Annotated in this window: 16 protein-coding genes; 8 read left to right on the forward strand and 8 right to left on the reverse strand. The window is 55.5% G+C overall.

Going from position 1 to position 15,923, the window contains the following annotated elements; all coding sequences use genetic code 11:
• Positions 1 to 6: 6 nt before the first annotated feature.
• Genes fliJ through FOC35_RS03195 form a run of 7 tightly spaced genes read right to left on the reverse strand, consistent with a single transcriptional unit; the run spans position 7 to position 6,642 of the window.
• Positions 7 to 444, reverse strand: coding sequence for a flagellar export protein FliJ (fliJ, locus tag FOC35_RS03165; RefSeq protein WP_172568106.1), 438 nt, complete (start codon positions 442 to 444; stop codon positions 7 to 9).
• A 6-nt stretch (positions 445 to 450) separates the two neighbouring features.
• Positions 451 to 1,770 carry a flagellar protein export ATPase FliI gene (gene fliI / locus FOC35_RS03170; RefSeq protein WP_016535281.1) on the reverse strand — a complete coding sequence of 440 codons (1,320 nt, stop codon included), beginning with the start codon at positions 1,768 to 1,770 and terminating at the stop codon, positions 451 to 453.
• Positions 1,763 to 2,509 (reverse strand): flagellar assembly protein FliH, encoded by a 747-nt coding sequence (fliH, locus tag FOC35_RS03175; RefSeq protein WP_172568107.1) that lies wholly within the window; start codon positions 2,507 to 2,509, stop codon positions 1,763 to 1,765. The genes fliI and fliH overlap by 8 nt, the downstream gene beginning before the upstream one ends.
• A 2-nt stretch (positions 2,510 to 2,511) precedes the next feature.
• A complete protein-coding gene (locus tag FOC35_RS03180; protein WP_016535279.1) occupies positions 2,512 to 3,549 on the reverse strand; it encodes a flagellar motor switch protein FliG in 1,038 nt (345 codons plus the stop codon).
• Positions 3,521 to 5,209 (reverse strand): flagellar basal-body MS-ring/collar protein FliF, encoded by a 1,689-nt coding sequence (gene fliF, locus FOC35_RS03185; RefSeq protein ID WP_172568108.1) that lies wholly within the window; start codon positions 5,207 to 5,209, stop codon positions 3,521 to 3,523. The genes FOC35_RS03180 and fliF overlap by 29 nt, the downstream gene beginning before the upstream one ends.
• Positions 5,210 to 5,219: 10 nt before the next feature.
• Entirely contained in the window at positions 5,220 to 5,582 is a 363-nt protein-coding gene (fliE, locus tag FOC35_RS22875; protein WP_016535277.1) for a flagellar hook-basal body complex protein FliE, read from the reverse strand.
• A 19-nt stretch (positions 5,583 to 5,601) separates the two neighbouring features.
• Positions 5,602 to 6,642 (reverse strand): sigma-54 interaction domain-containing protein, encoded by a 1,041-nt coding sequence (locus FOC35_RS03195; RefSeq protein ID WP_371810740.1) that lies wholly within the window; start codon positions 6,640 to 6,642, stop codon positions 5,602 to 5,604.
• A gap of 506 nt (positions 6,643 to 7,148) precedes the next feature.
• Here FOC35_RS03195 and FOC35_RS03200 point away from each other — a divergent pair.
• From FOC35_RS03200 to FOC35_RS03235, 8 genes are all read left to right on the forward strand, one after another.
• Positions 7,149 to 8,033, forward strand: a complete 885-nt coding sequence (locus tag FOC35_RS03200) for a FliM/FliN family flagellar motor switch protein (RefSeq protein ID WP_172568109.1) — start codon at positions 7,149 to 7,151, stop codon at positions 8,031 to 8,033.
• Entirely contained in the window at positions 8,020 to 8,421 is a 402-nt protein-coding gene (gene fliN / locus FOC35_RS03205; protein WP_016535273.1) for a flagellar motor switch protein FliN, read from the forward strand. The genes FOC35_RS03200 and fliN overlap by 14 nt, the downstream gene beginning before the upstream one ends.
• Positions 8,418 to 9,188, forward strand: a complete 771-nt coding sequence (fliP, locus tag FOC35_RS03210) for a flagellar type III secretion system pore protein FliP (RefSeq protein ID WP_172568110.1) — start codon at positions 8,418 to 8,420, stop codon at positions 9,186 to 9,188. The genes fliN and fliP overlap by 4 nt, the downstream gene beginning before the upstream one ends.
• A 2-nt stretch (positions 9,189 to 9,190) precedes the next feature.
• Complete coding sequence (fliQ, locus tag FOC35_RS03215) at positions 9,191 to 9,463, forward strand: flagellar biosynthesis protein FliQ (RefSeq protein WP_016535271.1); 273 nt, start codon at positions 9,191 to 9,193, stop codon at positions 9,461 to 9,463.
• A 5-nt stretch (positions 9,464 to 9,468) separates the two neighbouring features.
• The gene (fliR, locus tag FOC35_RS03220) at positions 9,469 to 10,242 is read left to right on the forward strand and encodes a flagellar biosynthetic protein FliR (RefSeq protein ID WP_172568111.1); all 774 of its coding nucleotides are present in this window, start codon (positions 9,469 to 9,471) and stop codon (positions 10,240 to 10,242) included.
• A complete protein-coding gene (flhB, locus tag FOC35_RS03225) occupies positions 10,242 to 11,378 on the forward strand; it encodes a flagellar biosynthesis protein FlhB (RefSeq protein WP_016535269.1) in 1,137 nt (378 codons plus the stop codon). The genes fliR and flhB overlap by 1 nt, the downstream gene beginning before the upstream one ends.
• A complete protein-coding gene (locus tag FOC35_RS03230; RefSeq protein ID WP_172568112.1) occupies positions 11,365 to 13,464 on the forward strand; it encodes a flagellar biosynthesis protein FlhA in 2,100 nt (699 codons plus the stop codon). Before flhB ends, FOC35_RS03230 begins: the two co-directional genes overlap by 14 nt.
• A 1,065-nt stretch (positions 13,465 to 14,529) precedes the next feature.
• A complete protein-coding gene (locus FOC35_RS03235) occupies positions 14,530 to 14,820 on the forward strand; it encodes a helix-turn-helix transcriptional regulator (protein WP_172568113.1) in 291 nt (96 codons plus the stop codon).
• Positions 14,821 to 14,916: 96 nt separating this feature from the next.
• Here FOC35_RS03235 and FOC35_RS03240 read toward each other — a convergent pair whose 3' ends face one another.
• A complete protein-coding gene (locus FOC35_RS03240) occupies positions 14,917 to 15,909 on the reverse strand; it encodes a lysozyme inhibitor LprI family protein (protein ID WP_172568114.1) in 993 nt (330 codons plus the stop codon).
• Between the last annotated feature and the right edge of the window lie 14 nt (positions 15,910 to 15,923).

Raw genomic sequence — 15,923 nt, forward strand, 5'->3', positions numbered from 1 at the left:
TAACTCTTAGCGGTGTGCCAGCCGCTGCCGCAGCCAGCATTGTGCGGAAACCGCATCGGTGGTTTTACGTTCGCGCCGCTCGGACTCCGCCCGGCGTTCGCTACGCTTTGCTTCCAGCACCACTTCCAGGCTTTTTTCGCGCCGGGCTTCATTGAGCAGTGCGCCCTGTAGCTGCCTCGCTTCCAGGTCGGCCAGCGCCTGTTCCTGTTTTTGCCAGTCGATAACGCGCTGGATGGTGCGCTTGTAGCCGGAGTGATTAGTCATTTGCAAAGCGGATGTTCCCTCCGCCTGGGTCAGGCCAGCCGCAAGCGAGGTCAATGCGGTGATATTTTTTTCATAGCGCCGGCACAGGTGCTGCTGGGCATTCAGCTTCGCGCCGGTCTCTTTCACCGCGCGGTTGCGCAGTATATGCAGCTGTTCAAGGGTGGTTATCAGTTTGCTCATCGCCGGTTATCCCGCCTGCGCCAGCAGGCATAAATCGCTGATAGAGTTGGCAAGCGGTGCCGCATCGTGCACCTCCTGCTGAAGAAACTGCGTAATCGCCGGGGAGAGTTTTACCGCCCGGTCGGCAAGAGGGTCTGCACCCGCCACGTAACCGCCCAGCGGCAGCAGCGGCTTAATATTTTGATATTCGGCATACAGCTGCTTCAGCGTTCTGGCGGCAACCTGATGCTGGCGCTCGGTGACCTGGCTCATACAGCGGCTGATGGACTGCCCGACGTCGATGGCGGGGTAATGCCCCGCTTCGGCGAGGTGGCGCGACAGCACAATGTGGCCGTCCAGCACCGCACGGGCGCAGTCAACTATCGGATCCTGCTGGTCGTCGCCTTCGGCCAGCACGGTATAAATGGCGGTCATGGTGCCGCTCCCGGTGCTGTTCCCGGCGCTTTCTACCAGACGAGGGATCATGCCGAAGGCCGAAGGCGGGTAGCCTTTGGTTGCGGGAGGTTCCCCCAGGGAGAGGGCGATTTCGCGCTGGGCCATGGCGTAGCGGGTCAGCGAGTCCACCAGCAGCAGGACGTCTTTACCTTTATCGCGATAGTAGCTGGCGATGGTGTGGCACAGCTCGGTGGCTTTGATGCGCATCAGCGGCGACTCGTCCGCCGGCGCGGCAACGATCACCGACTTCGCCAGCCCTTCAGCCTGGAGCGAGTTCTCAATAAACTCTTTCACTTCACGGCCACGCTCGCCGATAAGCCCGACCACCACCACTTCGGCCTGGGTATAACGGGTTATCATCCCCAGCAGCACGCTTTTGCCCACGCCGCTGCCTGCCATCAGGCCCACTCGCTGGCCTTTGCCGATGGTCAGCAGGCCGTTAATGGTGCGCACCCCCACGTCCAGCGGCTGCTCCACGCCCTGGCGCGTCAGCGGGTGAACCTGAGGTAAATGCAGCGGCAGCGGGGTATCGCCCGTCAGTTTACCTTTGTTATCCAGCGGCTCGCCGAGGCCGTTCACCACGCGCCCAAGCCAGCGGTCGCCAATCATCACGCCTTCCTGCTTGTCCGCCGGGAACACCCGCGCCCCGGCAATCAGCCCGGTGGGGTGTTTAAACGGCATCAGCCAGGTGACGTCGCGGTCAAAGCCGACAACCTGGGCGTCCATAAACTCGCCTTCGGCGCTTTCGACACGACATAGCTGCCCTACGGCAAGGCGGCAGCCAACGCATTCAAGCAGAATGCCGTTAACACGCACCAGCCGCCCCGCCACGCGGGCAAGGTTGATGTTTTCAATGGAGCGCAGCGCCTGCTCGAAGTCCTGATTACTCATCCTGAGCTTCCGGCAGCAGGTTATCTTTCAGCACGTCCATGCACTGCTCGAGGCGATGCTGGCAGCCAATATCCATTTCGCTGGTGTCGGTAACGACTTTGCACTCTCCGGCTTCAAGTTCCGGGTCGGCGCACAGCCCCCACTGGCGAGCTTTTTCCGGTTCGGCTTCGCTAATGCGCTGGTATTCGTCATTGTTGAGCAGGACGCGGATTTGATCCGGGATCTGCGGCAGTCCGTTGAGAGCCTCTTCCACCAGGGTCATCATCTGCGTAGGGTGCAGCGCCAGCTCGCAGCGGATCACCTGCCGGGTGACTTTCTCCACCAGTTGCAGCAACTCTTCACGGCGGCGCTGTTCATAGGCACCCAGATACTGGCGCAGCTCTCCCACCAGGCCGTCCAGCGGTTCGGCGGCGTCGAGGAACTGCTGGCGAGCCTGCTGCTTGCCCTCTTCCATCCCTTTGCGCATGCCCTCTTCAAAGCCGAGGCGCGCCCCTTCCTGGTAACCTTCTTCCTTGCCCTCTTCCATTCCCTGGGCAAAACCCCGGTTCAGGCCGTCCTGGAAGCCCTGCATTAACTGCTGCTGGTACTCTTCGGGGTTAAGAGTCTGGCCTGACTGCTCAAGGCTCGCCTGCTGCCAGCTCTTACGCAGCGGCGGGAATTTATGCAGCCGGGGTTTAACCACCGCCTGCCGTCGCGAAGTTAGCCTGTCGAGCGTTGCCGATCGGGTCTGTTTAAACATGCTTATTCCACCGTCTGCTCAGCGAACAGCTGAACCTGGATTTCACCGTCTTCCGCCAGCTGGCGCACGGTGCCCATAATCTCTTTACGCACCTGTTCGATACGGCTCACCGGCACCGGCCCAAGGCGGGAAGTGGTGCTTTGCAGCAGCTGAACCTGGCGCTTCGGCATCACATTACAGATGGCCTGACGCAGCACCGGCTCGGTGCCCTTGAGCGCTACGGCCCACTCTTCCATCGGGATCTCTTCCATCAGGCGCTGGAGGGTGTTCTGGTTCTGGCGGCTGAGGATGAAGAACTCGTACATTTCGTCCTTCAGCTCGTCCACCACGTCTTCGTCGCGCTCGCGCAGCTGATCCAGCAACTGCTGCTGGTTCTCAGGAATACGGTTCACGATGTTGGCCGCATGCTTGATGCCGGTCACTTTAGAACCGTGCTCGGAAAGCACCGCTACGCCGCGGTCGATAAGCCTGTCCAGCTCGTCGATAACGTCGCGGTTAACATCATCGAGCTTGGCGATGCGGTAGACGATTTCATCCTGACGTTCCTGCGGCAGCACGCTCAGCACGCTGGCCGCCACGTCCGGCGGCAGGAAGGCAAGGAACACCGCCTGGAGCTGTAAGTGTTCTTGCTCAATAAGCGCCGCCAGTTGCGGAACATCCACCCACTGCAGACGAGCCATGCGGTAGCGGATTTCGTCGCCGTAGATACCGTTGATAACGCTGCGGGCGATTTCCCCGCCGAGCGCCTTCTCCAGAATGCTGCGCAGATAAGTGCGCGAAGCGCCGTTGATGCCGCTCTGTTCGCGGTAGTCCTGGAAAAAGTTGTTCATCGCCTGGCGAGCCTGAGTCACTTTTACTCCGTGCAGGCGCGCCATGGTTTCGCTCAGCAAAATCACCTCTTCACGGCTTAGCTTCTGCATGACCTGAGCCGCAGCGTCTTCGCCCACGCTCAGCAGCAAAATAGCCGCCTGCTCGATGCGCGAGCGCCCGCTGTTACCGGCGCTGCTTTTACTACTCTTGCTTACTGGTGCTTCGCTCATTGCTGTTGATCCACTGTTTCAAGACTTCCGCTACACGCTCGGTTTCGCTCTGGGCGAGCATCTGCAAGTATTCGACTTTGGTTTCAAGGCCGGAGCTTTGCGGAGGGAGATTGTCATCATTCTGGAACGACGATTTCGGCAGGCCAGGCGCCAGCCCTTCTTCGGTCGTCATCATTTCGTTTTCAAGCAGCGCTCCGCTATCCAGCATCGGCTCATTGGCCGCCTCGGCAACTACCACTTCGCGGCGGCCAAAGCGCTGCGCCAGCGGGCGGACGCCAAACAATAAGGTCAGCAGCGCCAGCAGGCCTATGCCGCCGGTTTGCCCCCAATACTGCATGTGAGGATCTTGCCACCATTTCAGCACCGGGAATTCCGCGGCTTCTGGCGCGGTAAACGCCATAACATCCAGCGTTAATGAGTCGCCCCTGGCTTTATCGATACCCGCCGCGTCTTCCACCAGCCGGGTCAGGCCCGCCAGTTTCTCCGGCGTGATTTTCGCCAGCGCCGGTGCGCTCTGGTTCAGGGCAATCGCCACGCGCAGCTTCTCGAGCTGATACCCGGGATGGCGGATATGGCGAATATCGCGGTCATAGGCGTATTTGCGCTGTTCCTGGTTGCGGCTGCTGAGGGATTGCGGAGAAGCAGACTGCGTCTGAGCGGCGTTAGCGTTAGCATTGGCGTTTGCCGGTGCGTTTGCCGCAGCGGGCTGCTGATTAACCGGACGGTTGCTCAGCGAGCCGGGCACGCCCATCGCCAGTTCGTTAGTGGTATTTTCCTGACTAATATTTTCATCGCTAACGCGGGCATCTTTCCCCAGTCGCTCCTGGGTTTCTTCCACGCTGCTCATATCGACCTGCGGGGCCACGCTGATGCGGAAGTTGTTGTTGCCAACAAGCGAAGTCAGCAGGCCGGAGATATTCTTTTCGGTGTCGGCCTTCATACGCTGCACAACGTCATTCGCCTGGCGAATACCCGCCAGGCCGCTATTGCCGCTCTGAATGCCTTCTGAAAGAAGATTACCGCTCTGATCGACCACCCGCACGCTGCTGGCCTTCATGCCCGGTACGCTGCCGGAAACCAGCTGCACGATGGCCGCAACCTGCGGTTCGTCCAGCGTTTTGCCGTAGCGCAGCTGAATAATGACCGAGGCGCTGCTTTCCGGCTTGTTGCTCATCACAAAGGAGCTGGCTTCGCTCAGGCCGAGATGAACCCGCGCGGACTCCACCGGATCCAGCCCCATAATGCTCTTCGACAGCTCGCCTTCGAGGCTGCGTTTATAGCGAACGTTCTGCACAAACTGGCTGCTGCCGAGCATCTCTTCTTTATCCATCAGCTCGTAGCCTTCCGGCAGCGCGGCACTGATGCCTTTTGCCGCCAGCACCATGCGCGCCTTCGACAGCTTGTTCTCGGCCACCAGAATTTGCCCGTTGTCCGGGTTGATACGGTAGGCAATGTTCTCCGCACCCAACACCTCAACAACCTGGGCGGTAGGCAGATTTTCCTGGGCGCCATACAGCGCGACATAGCCGCCGCTGCTGCGCCATATCGAAGCGACAATGGCGCCGGTCAGCAACACGGCTGCGGCGCCAATAAGCCATTTTTTATGATTCCCCTGCGGTACCGGCAGCGCCGCAAGCTGAGTTTTAATTTTGTTTAACAAGGTAAGGCCCTTAGAGCGGAATGTTCATCACTTCATCCAGCGCGCTGGTGAGCTTATTGCGCACCTGCATCATCGCCGTGAACGCCACGCTGGCCTTCTGGCTTTCGATCATCGCGCCGGTTAAATCATCGCTCTGCCCGGTGTCGATGGCCGTCTGCTTTGCGCTGGCGGAGTGCTGAAGTTGGTCAACGCTGTTGACGACCTGCTTCAACGCGTTGCCGAAGGAGACGGGCTGCGCGGTGCTATTCAGCGACGGAGCAAAGTTCTGCGCCGCGGCAATAGAGCCGGAACCGGCGCTGACGGCGGTACTTTGCAGGCGATTGAGCATCTCCTGCTGCGCCATCGGCATGCCTAATCCTGAAATTTTATCCATAACGGTTTCCTTCTCCTTTTCAGGAGTAACACTCAATATCAATGCCCTCTTCGCGCATCGAAGCCAGCCGGTAGCGCAGCGCACGAGGGGTTATACCTAAGAACTGTGCGGTTTTAGATTTATTGCCCTGATGGCGCTTGAGCAGATCGATGATGTACTGGTATTCGGCCATGCGGCCATGCAGCTTCACGTTGCGGATCGCCGCCACCGCGCCGCGCACGCCGTCGCTTTTGGTTTCGTGCCAGGCCGGCATCATCTCAATGCCAGAGCTTTGCGAAGCCGCCGGGGCAAGACCAAAGTCATTGGCGGTAATTTCGCTGCCGTTGCAAAGGATCAGGCCGCGCTGAATCACGTTTTCCAGCTCGCGGACGTTGCCCGGCCAGTCATAGCTGAGCAGCGCACGGCGGGCGTCTTCGCCGAGGCGGGTATTGCCCTGGTGAAAAGTGTGATACTTGCTAATAAAGCGCTGGGCCAGCGGCACGATATCCTGCTGACGTTCGCGCAGCGGCGTGATATGAATCGGCACCACGGAAATGCGGTAGAACAAGTCCTGGCGGAAACGACCTTCAGCAATCTCAAGCTGTAAGTCTTTATTCGTGGAGGCAATCAGGCGAATATCGAGCGGGATGCGTTTATGGCTTCCCAGGCGCTCAACTTCTTGCTCCTGTAATACGCGTAATAGTTTCGCCTGCAGCGCCAGTGGCATATCGCCAATTTCGTCAAGCAATAGCGTGCCGCCATTTGCCTGTTCGAACTTACCTGCCACGCTGGTTACCGCCCCGGTAAATGCGCCTTTTTCGTAGCCGAATAAAATAGCTTCCAGCATGCTTTCAGGAATCGCTGCGCAGTTGACTCCAATATAAGGAGCATCAACGCCGGATGCATGCTCATGAATATATTTAGCCACGCATTCTTTGCCGGTTCCCGTCTCGCCGGTAATTAATACCGACACATTGAAGTTCGCCACGCGACGAGCCAGCGCAAATACACTGACGCTGGAGGGTGCGCTGGCAACAAAGCCATTAATATTACCAGCGTCGTGTTCCACAAACATGTTCATGATGTGTTACCAACCTATAATTTATTCAGACTAATAAGGACAGCAAAACCGGCTTAATGCGCCCTTTATTATAAAGAACAAATATCAAGACCGTTTATGTTAAGCGTCTGGTATCGGCTATTTAATCGCGGGCATCTCAATGCGGCGACTATCACTGGAGGGCAAGTATAATGATGAGCTACGAAATGTCTTATTTTTAAGGGATATTAAAATATTAATCTATAAAATACAACGAGTTACAAAATTTATTAATCTTAATAACCCTCAGATAAATAATAGATTAATAAGCTACACCCCCTTGCAACAACGGGCGTAAACAGGTCTAATCAACGTCCTGAAAAAAAGTGATGAGATGTTTTCAAGTAATGACCCGCTGCTGCTAATAAAGAGCGCCACCTCATTCTCATAACTTAAACCTCCAGGTAATATTTTTTTTTGGCGGCTGATGAATCAATAATGAATCTCATTAGCGACGCCGTCAAATTCAATAGTTATGCGGAAGAATTATGCAGCCTGTACTACAACGACTTAGAATTCATCACCGCGATCGGCTTGCCGACCTGGTGAAGCTGGAAGTAAATAAACTTGGCCGTCCGTGGCACAAGCTGCCAAAGATCATGAATGATTGCTTCGATATTCTTGATGCGCGCTTGAGTATTTACTTCTTAAAAAAATTCAGAGTTAACGTCATGTTAAAAAACATGACATTTGCCATTGATAAAAATTATAAAAATACACAAATATTTTCCACCAACTACGGCAATCTCGCTTTCGATATTGATCGTATTTTGCTGCTGAATATTCTCCATGACTATTATGGTCTGAGCAAAGACAGCACCCAGGTGGCACCGGATCTGTCTCAGCCGGTATCAAAAACCGAAGAACGACTGAAGAATAAACTGGGCCAGGAACTTACCGCCCTGATAGTCAATAAAGAAACCTTCGGTGAAGAGTTAGAAATTAAAAACGATTATTCGACGGTCATTAGCCAGTGGTCGTGGTGCATCACCTTTAGCCTCGAAGGTTATGACCAGGGTGGATTTACCATCCTGCTCGACCATTTTCACGTTGACCGCATGCTGGCGAAACTGAGAACGCCGGACGGCACCGAGAGCGAAAAGGAGTCGGCCCTGAGCGCCGGGCAAATTGAGCGGCTGTTCTACGACCTGCCGCTAAAGCTCAACGGCCGCCTGGCCTCGCTGAACCTGACGGTGGCGCAAATTGCCGACATTGAACCCGGAGATATTATTCCGCTTTCACTGAACCAACCCATGCCGGTATTTATTGGCAAAGAACAGATTTTTACCGCTGAAATCGCGGAAGATCGCGGCAAATTGCTGCTGAGTGAATTTAACGATAAGACGGCCGAGAAGCACTATGAGTCAAATTGAACAAGACCTGAGCCAGTCCCTGAGCCTGGACGACCTGAACTTCGACGATGCTCCGCAGGAAGAGACGGTTGAAGGCAATATCCGTATGGATTTGCAGGACAACACGCCACGCCATAATCCAATGGACAAGATGCGCAAGATGTCTCTGTTTAGCCGCATTCCCGTTACCCTCACGCTGGAAGTCGCCTCGGTGGAGATTTCGCTGGCCGATTTAATGTCCGTCACCAACGATTCTGTGGTTGAGCTGGATAAGCTGGCCGGTGAACCGCTGGACATTAAAGTGAACGGCATCCTGTTTGGCCGTGGCGAAGTGGTGGTGCTCAACGACAAATACGGGCTACGCATCATCGAATTCAACAACAAAGATCTTGGCGAGCTGGCAGGATGAAACGGCTGTTACGCTGCCTCGCGGGCAGAAAATCCGCCCTGACGGCGCTGCTGACGCTCGGCCTGTGCTTTTCGCCGCTGCTGTTTGCCGCCAACGGCGAGGTGACATTATTCAGCTCGGCTAATACCGACGCGGGCCAGGATTACAACGTTAAAATTGAAATCCTGATCCTGATGACCCTGCTCGGCCTGCTGCCGATCATGGTGCTGATGATGACCTGCTTTACCCGCTTTATCATCGTACTGGCGATTTTGCGCCAGGCGATGGGGCTGCAACAAAGCCCGCCGAATAAAATTCTCACCGGGATTGCCCTCGCCCTGACGCTGCTGGTCATGCGTCCGGTGTGGACCACGGTGTATAACGAAGCGATAGTGCCGTTCCAGAACGACAAAATTACCCTTAATCAGGCGCTGGCAACCGCCGAAGTACCGCTCAAAAAATTCATGCTGGCGCAGACCAACAACAAGGCAATGTCCCAGATGATGGAGATTGCCGGGGTGAGCGGTGACGCTCGCGAACAGGACTTAACCGTGGTCACCCCCGCCTATCTGCTGAGCGAGCTGAAAACCGCGTTCCAGATTGGCTTTATGATTTACATTCCGTTCCTGGTTATCGACCTTATCGTCGCCAGTATCCTGATGGCGATGGGGATGATGATGCTGTCGCCGCTGATTGTCTCGCTGCCGTTTAAGCTGATGCTGTTTGTACTGTGCGACGGCTGGACGCTGATTGTCGGCACCCTGACCTCAAGCGTACAGGGGCTATAGCGATGATGAATATGGACACCGCCGGGGACATCATGGCTTCCGGCATTCAGCTGGTGCTGCTGATTTCCGCCGTCGCTATCGTGCCCAGCCTGCTGGTTGGCCTGTGCGTGAGTATTTTCCAGGCCACGACCCAGATTAATGAGCAAACCCTGAGCTTCCTGCCGCGTCTGGTTGTCACGCTGCTGGTGCTGATTTTTGGCGGTAAATGGATGCTGACCCGGCTGGTGGACTTCACCACGGCAATCTTCCACCAGGCCTCCTCGCTGGTTAGCTGAGCATTATGGGCATCAATATCCACGACTTGTTCAATCCGCTGATGGCGATGGTGCTGCCCTTCGTGCGTATTCTGGCGTTTATCCATTTTTGCCCGGTGCTCGACAACAAAGCCTTCTCCCGCCGCATTAAAATTGCCACCGCATTAACGCTCACGGCGCTGATTACCCCGATGCTGCACAACAACGTGGTGCTTAACGAACTGGTGTCGATGCGCGCTATTTTGCTTATCGGCGAGCAGCTGCTTTGGGGGCTGCTGTTTGGCATGACGATGCAGCTGGTGTTCGTCGCCCTGCAAACCGCCGGGCATATTCTGTCGATAAATATGGGGCTGGGGATGGCGATGATGAACGACCCGGTCAACGGCGGCTCGACCACGGTTATTTCGCAAATTATCTTTATTTTCTGCGCCCTGCTGTTCTTCATCATGGACGGACATCTGCTGGTAGTGACCATTCTGGTGAAGGGCTTCAGCTACTGGCCCATCGGCCAGGCTATCAACGAGCCGACGCTAAAGCAGCTGGTGCAAAGCCTCGGCTGGATAGTGGCCTCCGCCACGCTTGTCGCGCTGCCCACCACTTTTGTAATGCTGATTGTGCAGGGTGGATTTGGCCTGCTTAACCGCGTATCGCCGACCCTGAACCTGTTTTCCCTCGGCTTCCCGATAAGCATGCTGTTCGGCCTGCTGTGTATCACCATGATTGTGTCCCATATTCCCGAGCACTATCTCAATTTAACCAATGAGATCCTTGCCAGGCTTGATTCGATGCGGGTGAACTGATGTCGGCCTCAAGCGGAGATAAAAGCGAAAAACCTACCGCAGGTAAACTGCGTAAGGCGCGCCAGAAGGGGGATATTCCTCGCTCCAAAGACCTGACCATGGCGGTCGGGCTGGTGGCATCCTTTATTACGCTCGGCAGCTTCTTCCCTTATTACAAAACGCTGATTGGCGAGTCGTTTTTGTCGGTCGGCACCATGGCGGGCAAGCTCGACGATAGCGGCGCGCTCGGCCAGTTTATGATGCTTAACGTGATTATCGTGCTGAAGTTTATCGCCACGTTAGTGCCGATTCCGCTGGCCTGCATTGTTTCAAGCCTTATCCCGGGCGGCTGGATATTTACCCCCAACAAGCTGCTGCCGGACTTTAAAAAAATTAACCCCATCAGCGGCTTTAAAAGAATGGTTTCCGGCAGCCACTACGTGGAGGTCGGCAAAATGCTGGCCAAGTGCGGCGTTATTCTCGCCGTGCTTTACACCATGGTGCACGACTCGCTCAACGGGCTGCTGAACCTGCAACAGCTTTACCTGCGCCAGGCCATCGACGGCGGGTTTGATATTTTCCACCACGTCATTAGCTACTTTGTGGCTGTAATTGTCGTGTTCGCCCTGCTGGACGTGCCGCTGAGCAAATTTATGTTCACCAAAAAAATGCGCATGACCAAGCAAGAAGTGAAGGAAGAACATAAGAACAACGACGGCAACCCGCAGATCAAAGGGCGTATCCGCCAGCTACAGCGCCAGATGGCGATGGGGCAAATCAATAAGTCGGTTCCGGCTGCGGACGTTATTGTGACCAATCCAACCCACTACGCCGTCGCCCTGAAATATGACCCGGATAAAGCCGAAGCGCCTTATATCGTGGCAAAAGGCGTGGACGACGTAGCGATGTTTATCCGCGAAGTGGCCCAGAACCACGGCGTGGAAATAGTTGAATTCCCTCCGCTGGCGCGTGCGGTTTATTACACCACGCGCGTCAACCAGCAGATTCCGGCGCAGCTGTTTCGCGCCATTGCTCATGTCCTGACTTACGTGATGCAGGTGAAAGCCTGGCGTGCGGGCAAAGTTGAGCAAAAACCCCGCCTTAACAGGCAGATTGATATTCCAAAAGAGGTATTAAAAGCCGATGGCGAACAGTAAGTTAACCCAGGCCGTTACCATCCTGAGGCAGACGCACGTTGGCGTGCCGATCCTGCTGCTCAGCGTGCTGGCGATGATTATCCTGCCGCTGTCTCCGCTGGTGCTGGATATCCTGTTTACCTTCAACATCGTGCTGGCGGTCATCGTGCTGCTGGTGGCGGTAAACAGCAAGCGCCCGCTGGACTTCGCGGTCTTCCCGACCCTGCTGCTTATTACCACGCTGATGCGCCTGACGCTCAACGTGGCCTCCACGCGCGTGGTGCTGCTGCACGGCCATGAAGGCGAAGGCGCGGCCGGTAAGGTTATCGAGGCTTTCGGGCAGGTCGTTATCGGCGGTAACTTCGTGGTGGGCTTCGTGGTGTTCGTCATTCTGATGATCATCAACTTCGTGGTAGTCACCAAAGGGGCGGAGCGTATTTCCGAAGTTTCGGCTCGCTTCACCCTCGACGCTCTGCCGGGTAAACAGATGGCTATCGACGCCGACCTGAATGCCGGGTTAATTAACCAGCAGCAGGCAAAAACGCGGCGTAAAGACGTAGCTAACGAAGCCGATTTTTACGGCGCAATGGACGGGGCTTCTAAGTTCGTTCGCGGCGACGCCATTGCCGGGATCATGGTGCTTATCATCAACGTGATCGGCGGGATCTGTATCGGTATTTTCAAATACGATCTCGACGCCAGCCATGCGTTCCAGCAGTACGTGCTGCTGACCATCGGTGACGGCCTGGTTGCCCAGATCCCTTCCCTGCTGCTGGCAACCGCCGCGGCCATTATCGTTACCCGCGTCAGCGACGGCGGCGACGTCAGCGATGAGATTAAAACTCAGCTGCTCGCCCGCCCGAACGTGCTCTATACCGCCGCGTTTGTGATGTTTATTCTGGCCGTAGTGCCGGGCATGCCTCACATCGCTTTCCTGAGCTTTACCGCGCTTTTGCTGTTCGCAGCCTGGCGACAGGGCAAAGTTATTCAGCCTGCCACGCAGCAGGACGACGACATGGAGGCGATTCAGGAAGCGCTGGCCCCGGACACAGAGCCGACCGTCAGCTGGGAGAGCATCCCGCTGGTGGAGCCAATTGGCCTGAACCTCGGCTACAAGCTGGTTTCGCTGGTGGATGCCGCCAAAGGCAGCCCGCTGTCGCAGCGTATTCGCGGCGCAAGGCAGGTTATCTCTGAGACCTGCGGCGTGCTGCTGCCGGAGATTCGCATCCGCGAAAACTTCCGCCTGAAACCCGCCCAGTACGCCATCCACATTAACGGCATTCGGGTGGCGCTGGGCGAAGTTAACGCAGAAAAGCTGATGGCTATCCCCGGCGGTGAACTGTACGGCGAAATAGACGGCGTGCTGGATACCGACCCGGCCTACGGCATGGCGATAGTCTGGATTGACCCGGAGCAAAAAGCTCGCGCCCTGAACCTGGGTTACCAGGTCGTGGACTGCGCAAGCGTAGTGGCAACTCACGTCAATAAAGTTGCGCGCCAGCATCTGCCGGAGCTGTTTAACTACGATGATATTACGCACCTGCATTCTCGCCTGGCATTGCAGGCGCCGAAGCTGGCGGAGGATTTAAATAACGCGCTTAACTTCAGTCAGTTGCTGAAGATTTATCGCCAGCTGCTGCTTGAGCAGGTTTCCCTGAAGGATATTGTCACCATCGCCGCCACGCTGCTTGAAAGCTCGGCCGTGACGAAAGACCCGCAGCTGCTGTGCGCCGACGTGCGTTACGCCCTGCGCCGTGCCATTTTGCATAATATCAACGGCGACCGCAGGCAGCTCGCGGCCTACACCATAGATAACGAGCTGGAAAACCTGCTGCTGAACGCGCTAAACCAGGCCCAGCAGGCCGGTAAAGTGGCGCTGGACAGCTTCCCGGTTGACCCGAATATTCTGGCGCAGCTGCAAAACACTATGCCGATGATTTACGAGCAAATGAAGGCGAAAAGCCTGCCGCCGCTGCTGCTGGTTACGCCGCAGCTACGCCCGATTTTGTCGCGCTACGGTCGCCTGTTCAGCTCTGGTTTGCATGTGCTTTCTTATAACGAAGTGCCGGACGATAGCGATTTGAAGATTGTCGGCACGCTGGCGTAGTTCATCCCCCTCACCCAGGCCCTCTCCCCGCGGGGGCGAGGGGGAAAACAAATCGCTTTGTATCACCAGCACCAGATCACATTGGATTCCGCAGCCACGCCCTTTCCCCCGGCTCTCAGCAGACCATTACAGAAGGGGGAGCTGCCATTTATGCAAACCCGGAGGTAATTCCGTTCACGTAATATTCCGCTGCTTATGTAGCTCCCGGACTCGTGAACGTCTCAGGGGAGTCACCGTCACTCCCCTGATAACCCGGACTCCCGGCGTCCGGACCCTGGTCAGTCGGAGAGAAAACGGAGGCGATTTAAGCCGGAACAAGTGCAGCACTTCAATCCCGCAGCCATCCTGAAAGTCAGTGTTGCTTTAAGTCTCGCAGCGATGCCCTTGTCCCCGGCTCTCATCGTCCCCGGCTATGACCTATTTCAGGCGGGGTGGAGCTGCCGGGAGCAGCGAAAGAGAGCGATCGTCGGGAACGGATCGCGAACGACCCCGAATGTTTGGGTGATAGCCGGGGGTTTACCGCTTTAGCGGCGATGAGTTTGCCGGGCGCCGGGGGTGGTCAGGGGGAATGGCGTAATTTCCCCTGACACGTTCACCGTGCGCGACAGTGCCAGAGATAAGCCGCTGTACGGGTGAACGGAAAAACCGCGGACTTGTATAAACGGCTGCAATATGGATAGCACTTCCCGGGTAATTGCAACACACTGCAAAAGCCAAAATATCTTTGGAAAACAAATCGCAATTCACTAAAGAGCTGCTGGATTTACTTTTTCTCTTTACGATATATTCGGTCTCGCTACGGCAAATTCCGTAGTCGGGCGTGAGAACCCGTTACTCTGAAGGCGATGCTGCGTATAATCTGTTATACGTTCAAGTATCAGTGCTTTTGTTCACCCATAACAAACCGGGTTTTCGGTAATTGTTATTTCCAATGGTGGCTCAGGCAGGGCTGACTTCGGTCAGGCCAGTTTCCTTCAGAGCTGGTTCTCACCCCTGTCTGAGCTGCCACCCAAGAGCGTGAGAACTCCGGTGGTAGTCGTTAACTATCTGAAGGAGTTTGTTTTTATGACACTACCCCACGAACCAACTTTCCTGCCTTTTCAAAAAGACTGGCATCAGGCCGACATCATTGCTGCATTGCGAAAAAAAGGCACTTCTCTGGCTGCGGTCTCGCGTGAGGCGGGTTTAAGCTCATCAACTTTAGCTAATGCTCTCTCCCGCCCGTGGGCAAAAGGAGAAATGCTTATCGGTAAGGCGATTGGCGTCCCGGCGTCAACTATCTGGCCAAGTCGCTATTTTGATTCCCAAACCCACCAGGAAATTGAAAGACCGATGCGGTCTTCGCTCAAAGAGTAGTATTTCAACCCGGCTCTCCCCTTAAGGGTGAGAGAGATAAACGGAGTTTTTAGCCCCCTCTCCCTTTCAGGGAGAGGGCTGGGGTGAGGGTAAAAATTACTTCTCTAAAAACCTTAGCTTCCAGCTCTGGAGCGTGCGGGGAAGTGGCTCTTTTTCATTGCCCTTAGAACGGTAAAACTTGGCTTCCTGCACGCCGTTTTTACCCGGAGCGGTGCGGGCGGCCCACATTTTGCCTTCCGGCGTATACATAATAATTGCGGTGTGGCGGTTTGCCTGGCCTCGCACCCACATGGAGATAACCTTCGCGCCTATGTTATCTATATCATCCTGATAAATATAAATATTAGCCGTATCAACGAAGCGCTGATAATCCTCTCCGACCATCTCCCGGAAGCGGGTATCCGTTGCTTCATCCGGGAAAACGCCAATTGACAACAGCGTGGCCTTCGGACGCGGATCGGTCTGGCTTTTCACATAGCGACCATCAACAAATACGCCGTTCGGCATCGACATATTGCAGCCCCAGTCGGCGTTGCTATGCACCTGGATAGAACCATCCTGGCGGGGAATAAACAGCAGCTTACAGTTGCTGGTATCTTCCACTTTTTCCACCACAGCCATGCCGTAAAGCTTTCTCGCTTCGGCGGTGAAATCGTCATGATTAACCCCGGCCCATGCCCGGATATCAACGGTTAAAGACCACTCGGCGTTGCGGCTAAAGGTTAAGATGCCGCCGCTGCGGTTTGGTGCCGCGGTATTCCACCACTTTCCCTGCCAGTCAAAGTTTTCATTAGCATCTGAAATCCGGCTAATACCTTCATAATAGGCACGCTCGATACAGCTGTCAGAGGTACAGCTTTCCAGCGATTTCTCCCACTCCAGGTACTCTTTATGCACCGATGGGGCGTCGGAATTGATAAGCATTGCCCGATAGATAATGGTCATCGTGGCGTCAAGCCAGTGCAAATTTTCATTATTGCAGATGGTGTTTTCCAGCGGCGTTGCGGCCCGCTGGCAGTTGACTGCCAGAGCATTGCCAGAATAAAAACCGAGGAAAACCACAAAAATGAGTGCGAATCGTCTTAGCATTTTTACAGATAATT

Source organism: Cedecea sp. FDAARGOS_727, from assembly GCF_012273235.1.
In the GTDB taxonomy this organism is placed as follows: Bacteria; Pseudomonadota; Gammaproteobacteria; order Enterobacterales; family Enterobacteriaceae; genus Cedecea; species Cedecea davisae.

Excerpts from the sequence above, each read along its gene's own strand:
- FOC35_RS03180 (WP_016535279.1), bottom strand. The coding sequence starts at position 3,549 with ATGAGCGAAGCACCAGTAAGCAAGAGTAGTAAAAGCAGCGCCGGTAAC.
- fliE (WP_016535277.1), bottom strand. The coding sequence starts at position 5,582 with ATGGATAAAATTTCAGGATTAGGCATGCCGATGGCGCAGCAGGAGATG.
- fliR (WP_172568111.1), top strand. The coding sequence starts at position 9,469 with ATGGGCATCAATATCCACGACTTGTTCAATCCGCTGATGGCGATGGTG.
- fliN (WP_016535273.1), top strand. The coding sequence starts at position 8,020 with ATGAGTCAAATTGAACAAGACCTGAGCCAGTCCCTGAGCCTGGACGAC.
- FOC35_RS03235 (WP_172568113.1), top strand. The coding sequence starts at position 14,530 with ATGACACTACCCCACGAACCAACTTTCCTGCCTTTTCAAAAAGACTGG.
- FOC35_RS03230 (WP_172568112.1), top strand. The coding sequence starts at position 11,365 with ATGGCGAACAGTAAGTTAACCCAGGCCGTTACCATCCTGAGGCAGACG.
- fliP (WP_172568110.1), top strand. The coding sequence starts at position 8,418 with ATGAAACGGCTGTTACGCTGCCTCGCGGGCAGAAAATCCGCCCTGACG.
- fliI (WP_016535281.1), bottom strand. The coding sequence starts at position 1,770 with ATGAGTAATCAGGACTTCGAGCAGGCGCTGCGCTCCATTGAAAACATC.
- FOC35_RS03200 (WP_172568109.1), top strand. The coding sequence starts at position 7,149 with ATGCAGCCTGTACTACAACGACTTAGAATTCATCACCGCGATCGGCTT.
- flhB (WP_016535269.1), top strand. The coding sequence starts at position 10,242 with ATGTCGGCCTCAAGCGGAGATAAAAGCGAAAAACCTACCGCAGGTAAA.
- FOC35_RS03240 (WP_172568114.1), bottom strand. The coding sequence starts at position 15,909 with ATGCTAAGACGATTCGCACTCATTTTTGTGGTTTTCCTCGGTTTTTAT.
- FOC35_RS03195 (WP_371810740.1), bottom strand. The coding sequence starts at position 6,642 with ATGAACATGTTTGTGGAACACGACGCTGGTAATATTAATGGCTTTGTT.
- fliH (WP_172568107.1), bottom strand. The coding sequence starts at position 2,509 with ATGTTTAAACAGACCCGATCGGCAACGCTCGACAGGCTAACTTCGCGA.
- fliQ (WP_016535271.1), top strand. The coding sequence starts at position 9,191 with ATGATGAATATGGACACCGCCGGGGACATCATGGCTTCCGGCATTCAG.
- fliJ (WP_172568106.1), bottom strand. The coding sequence starts at position 444 with ATGAGCAAACTGATAACCACCCTTGAACAGCTGCATATACTGCGCAAC.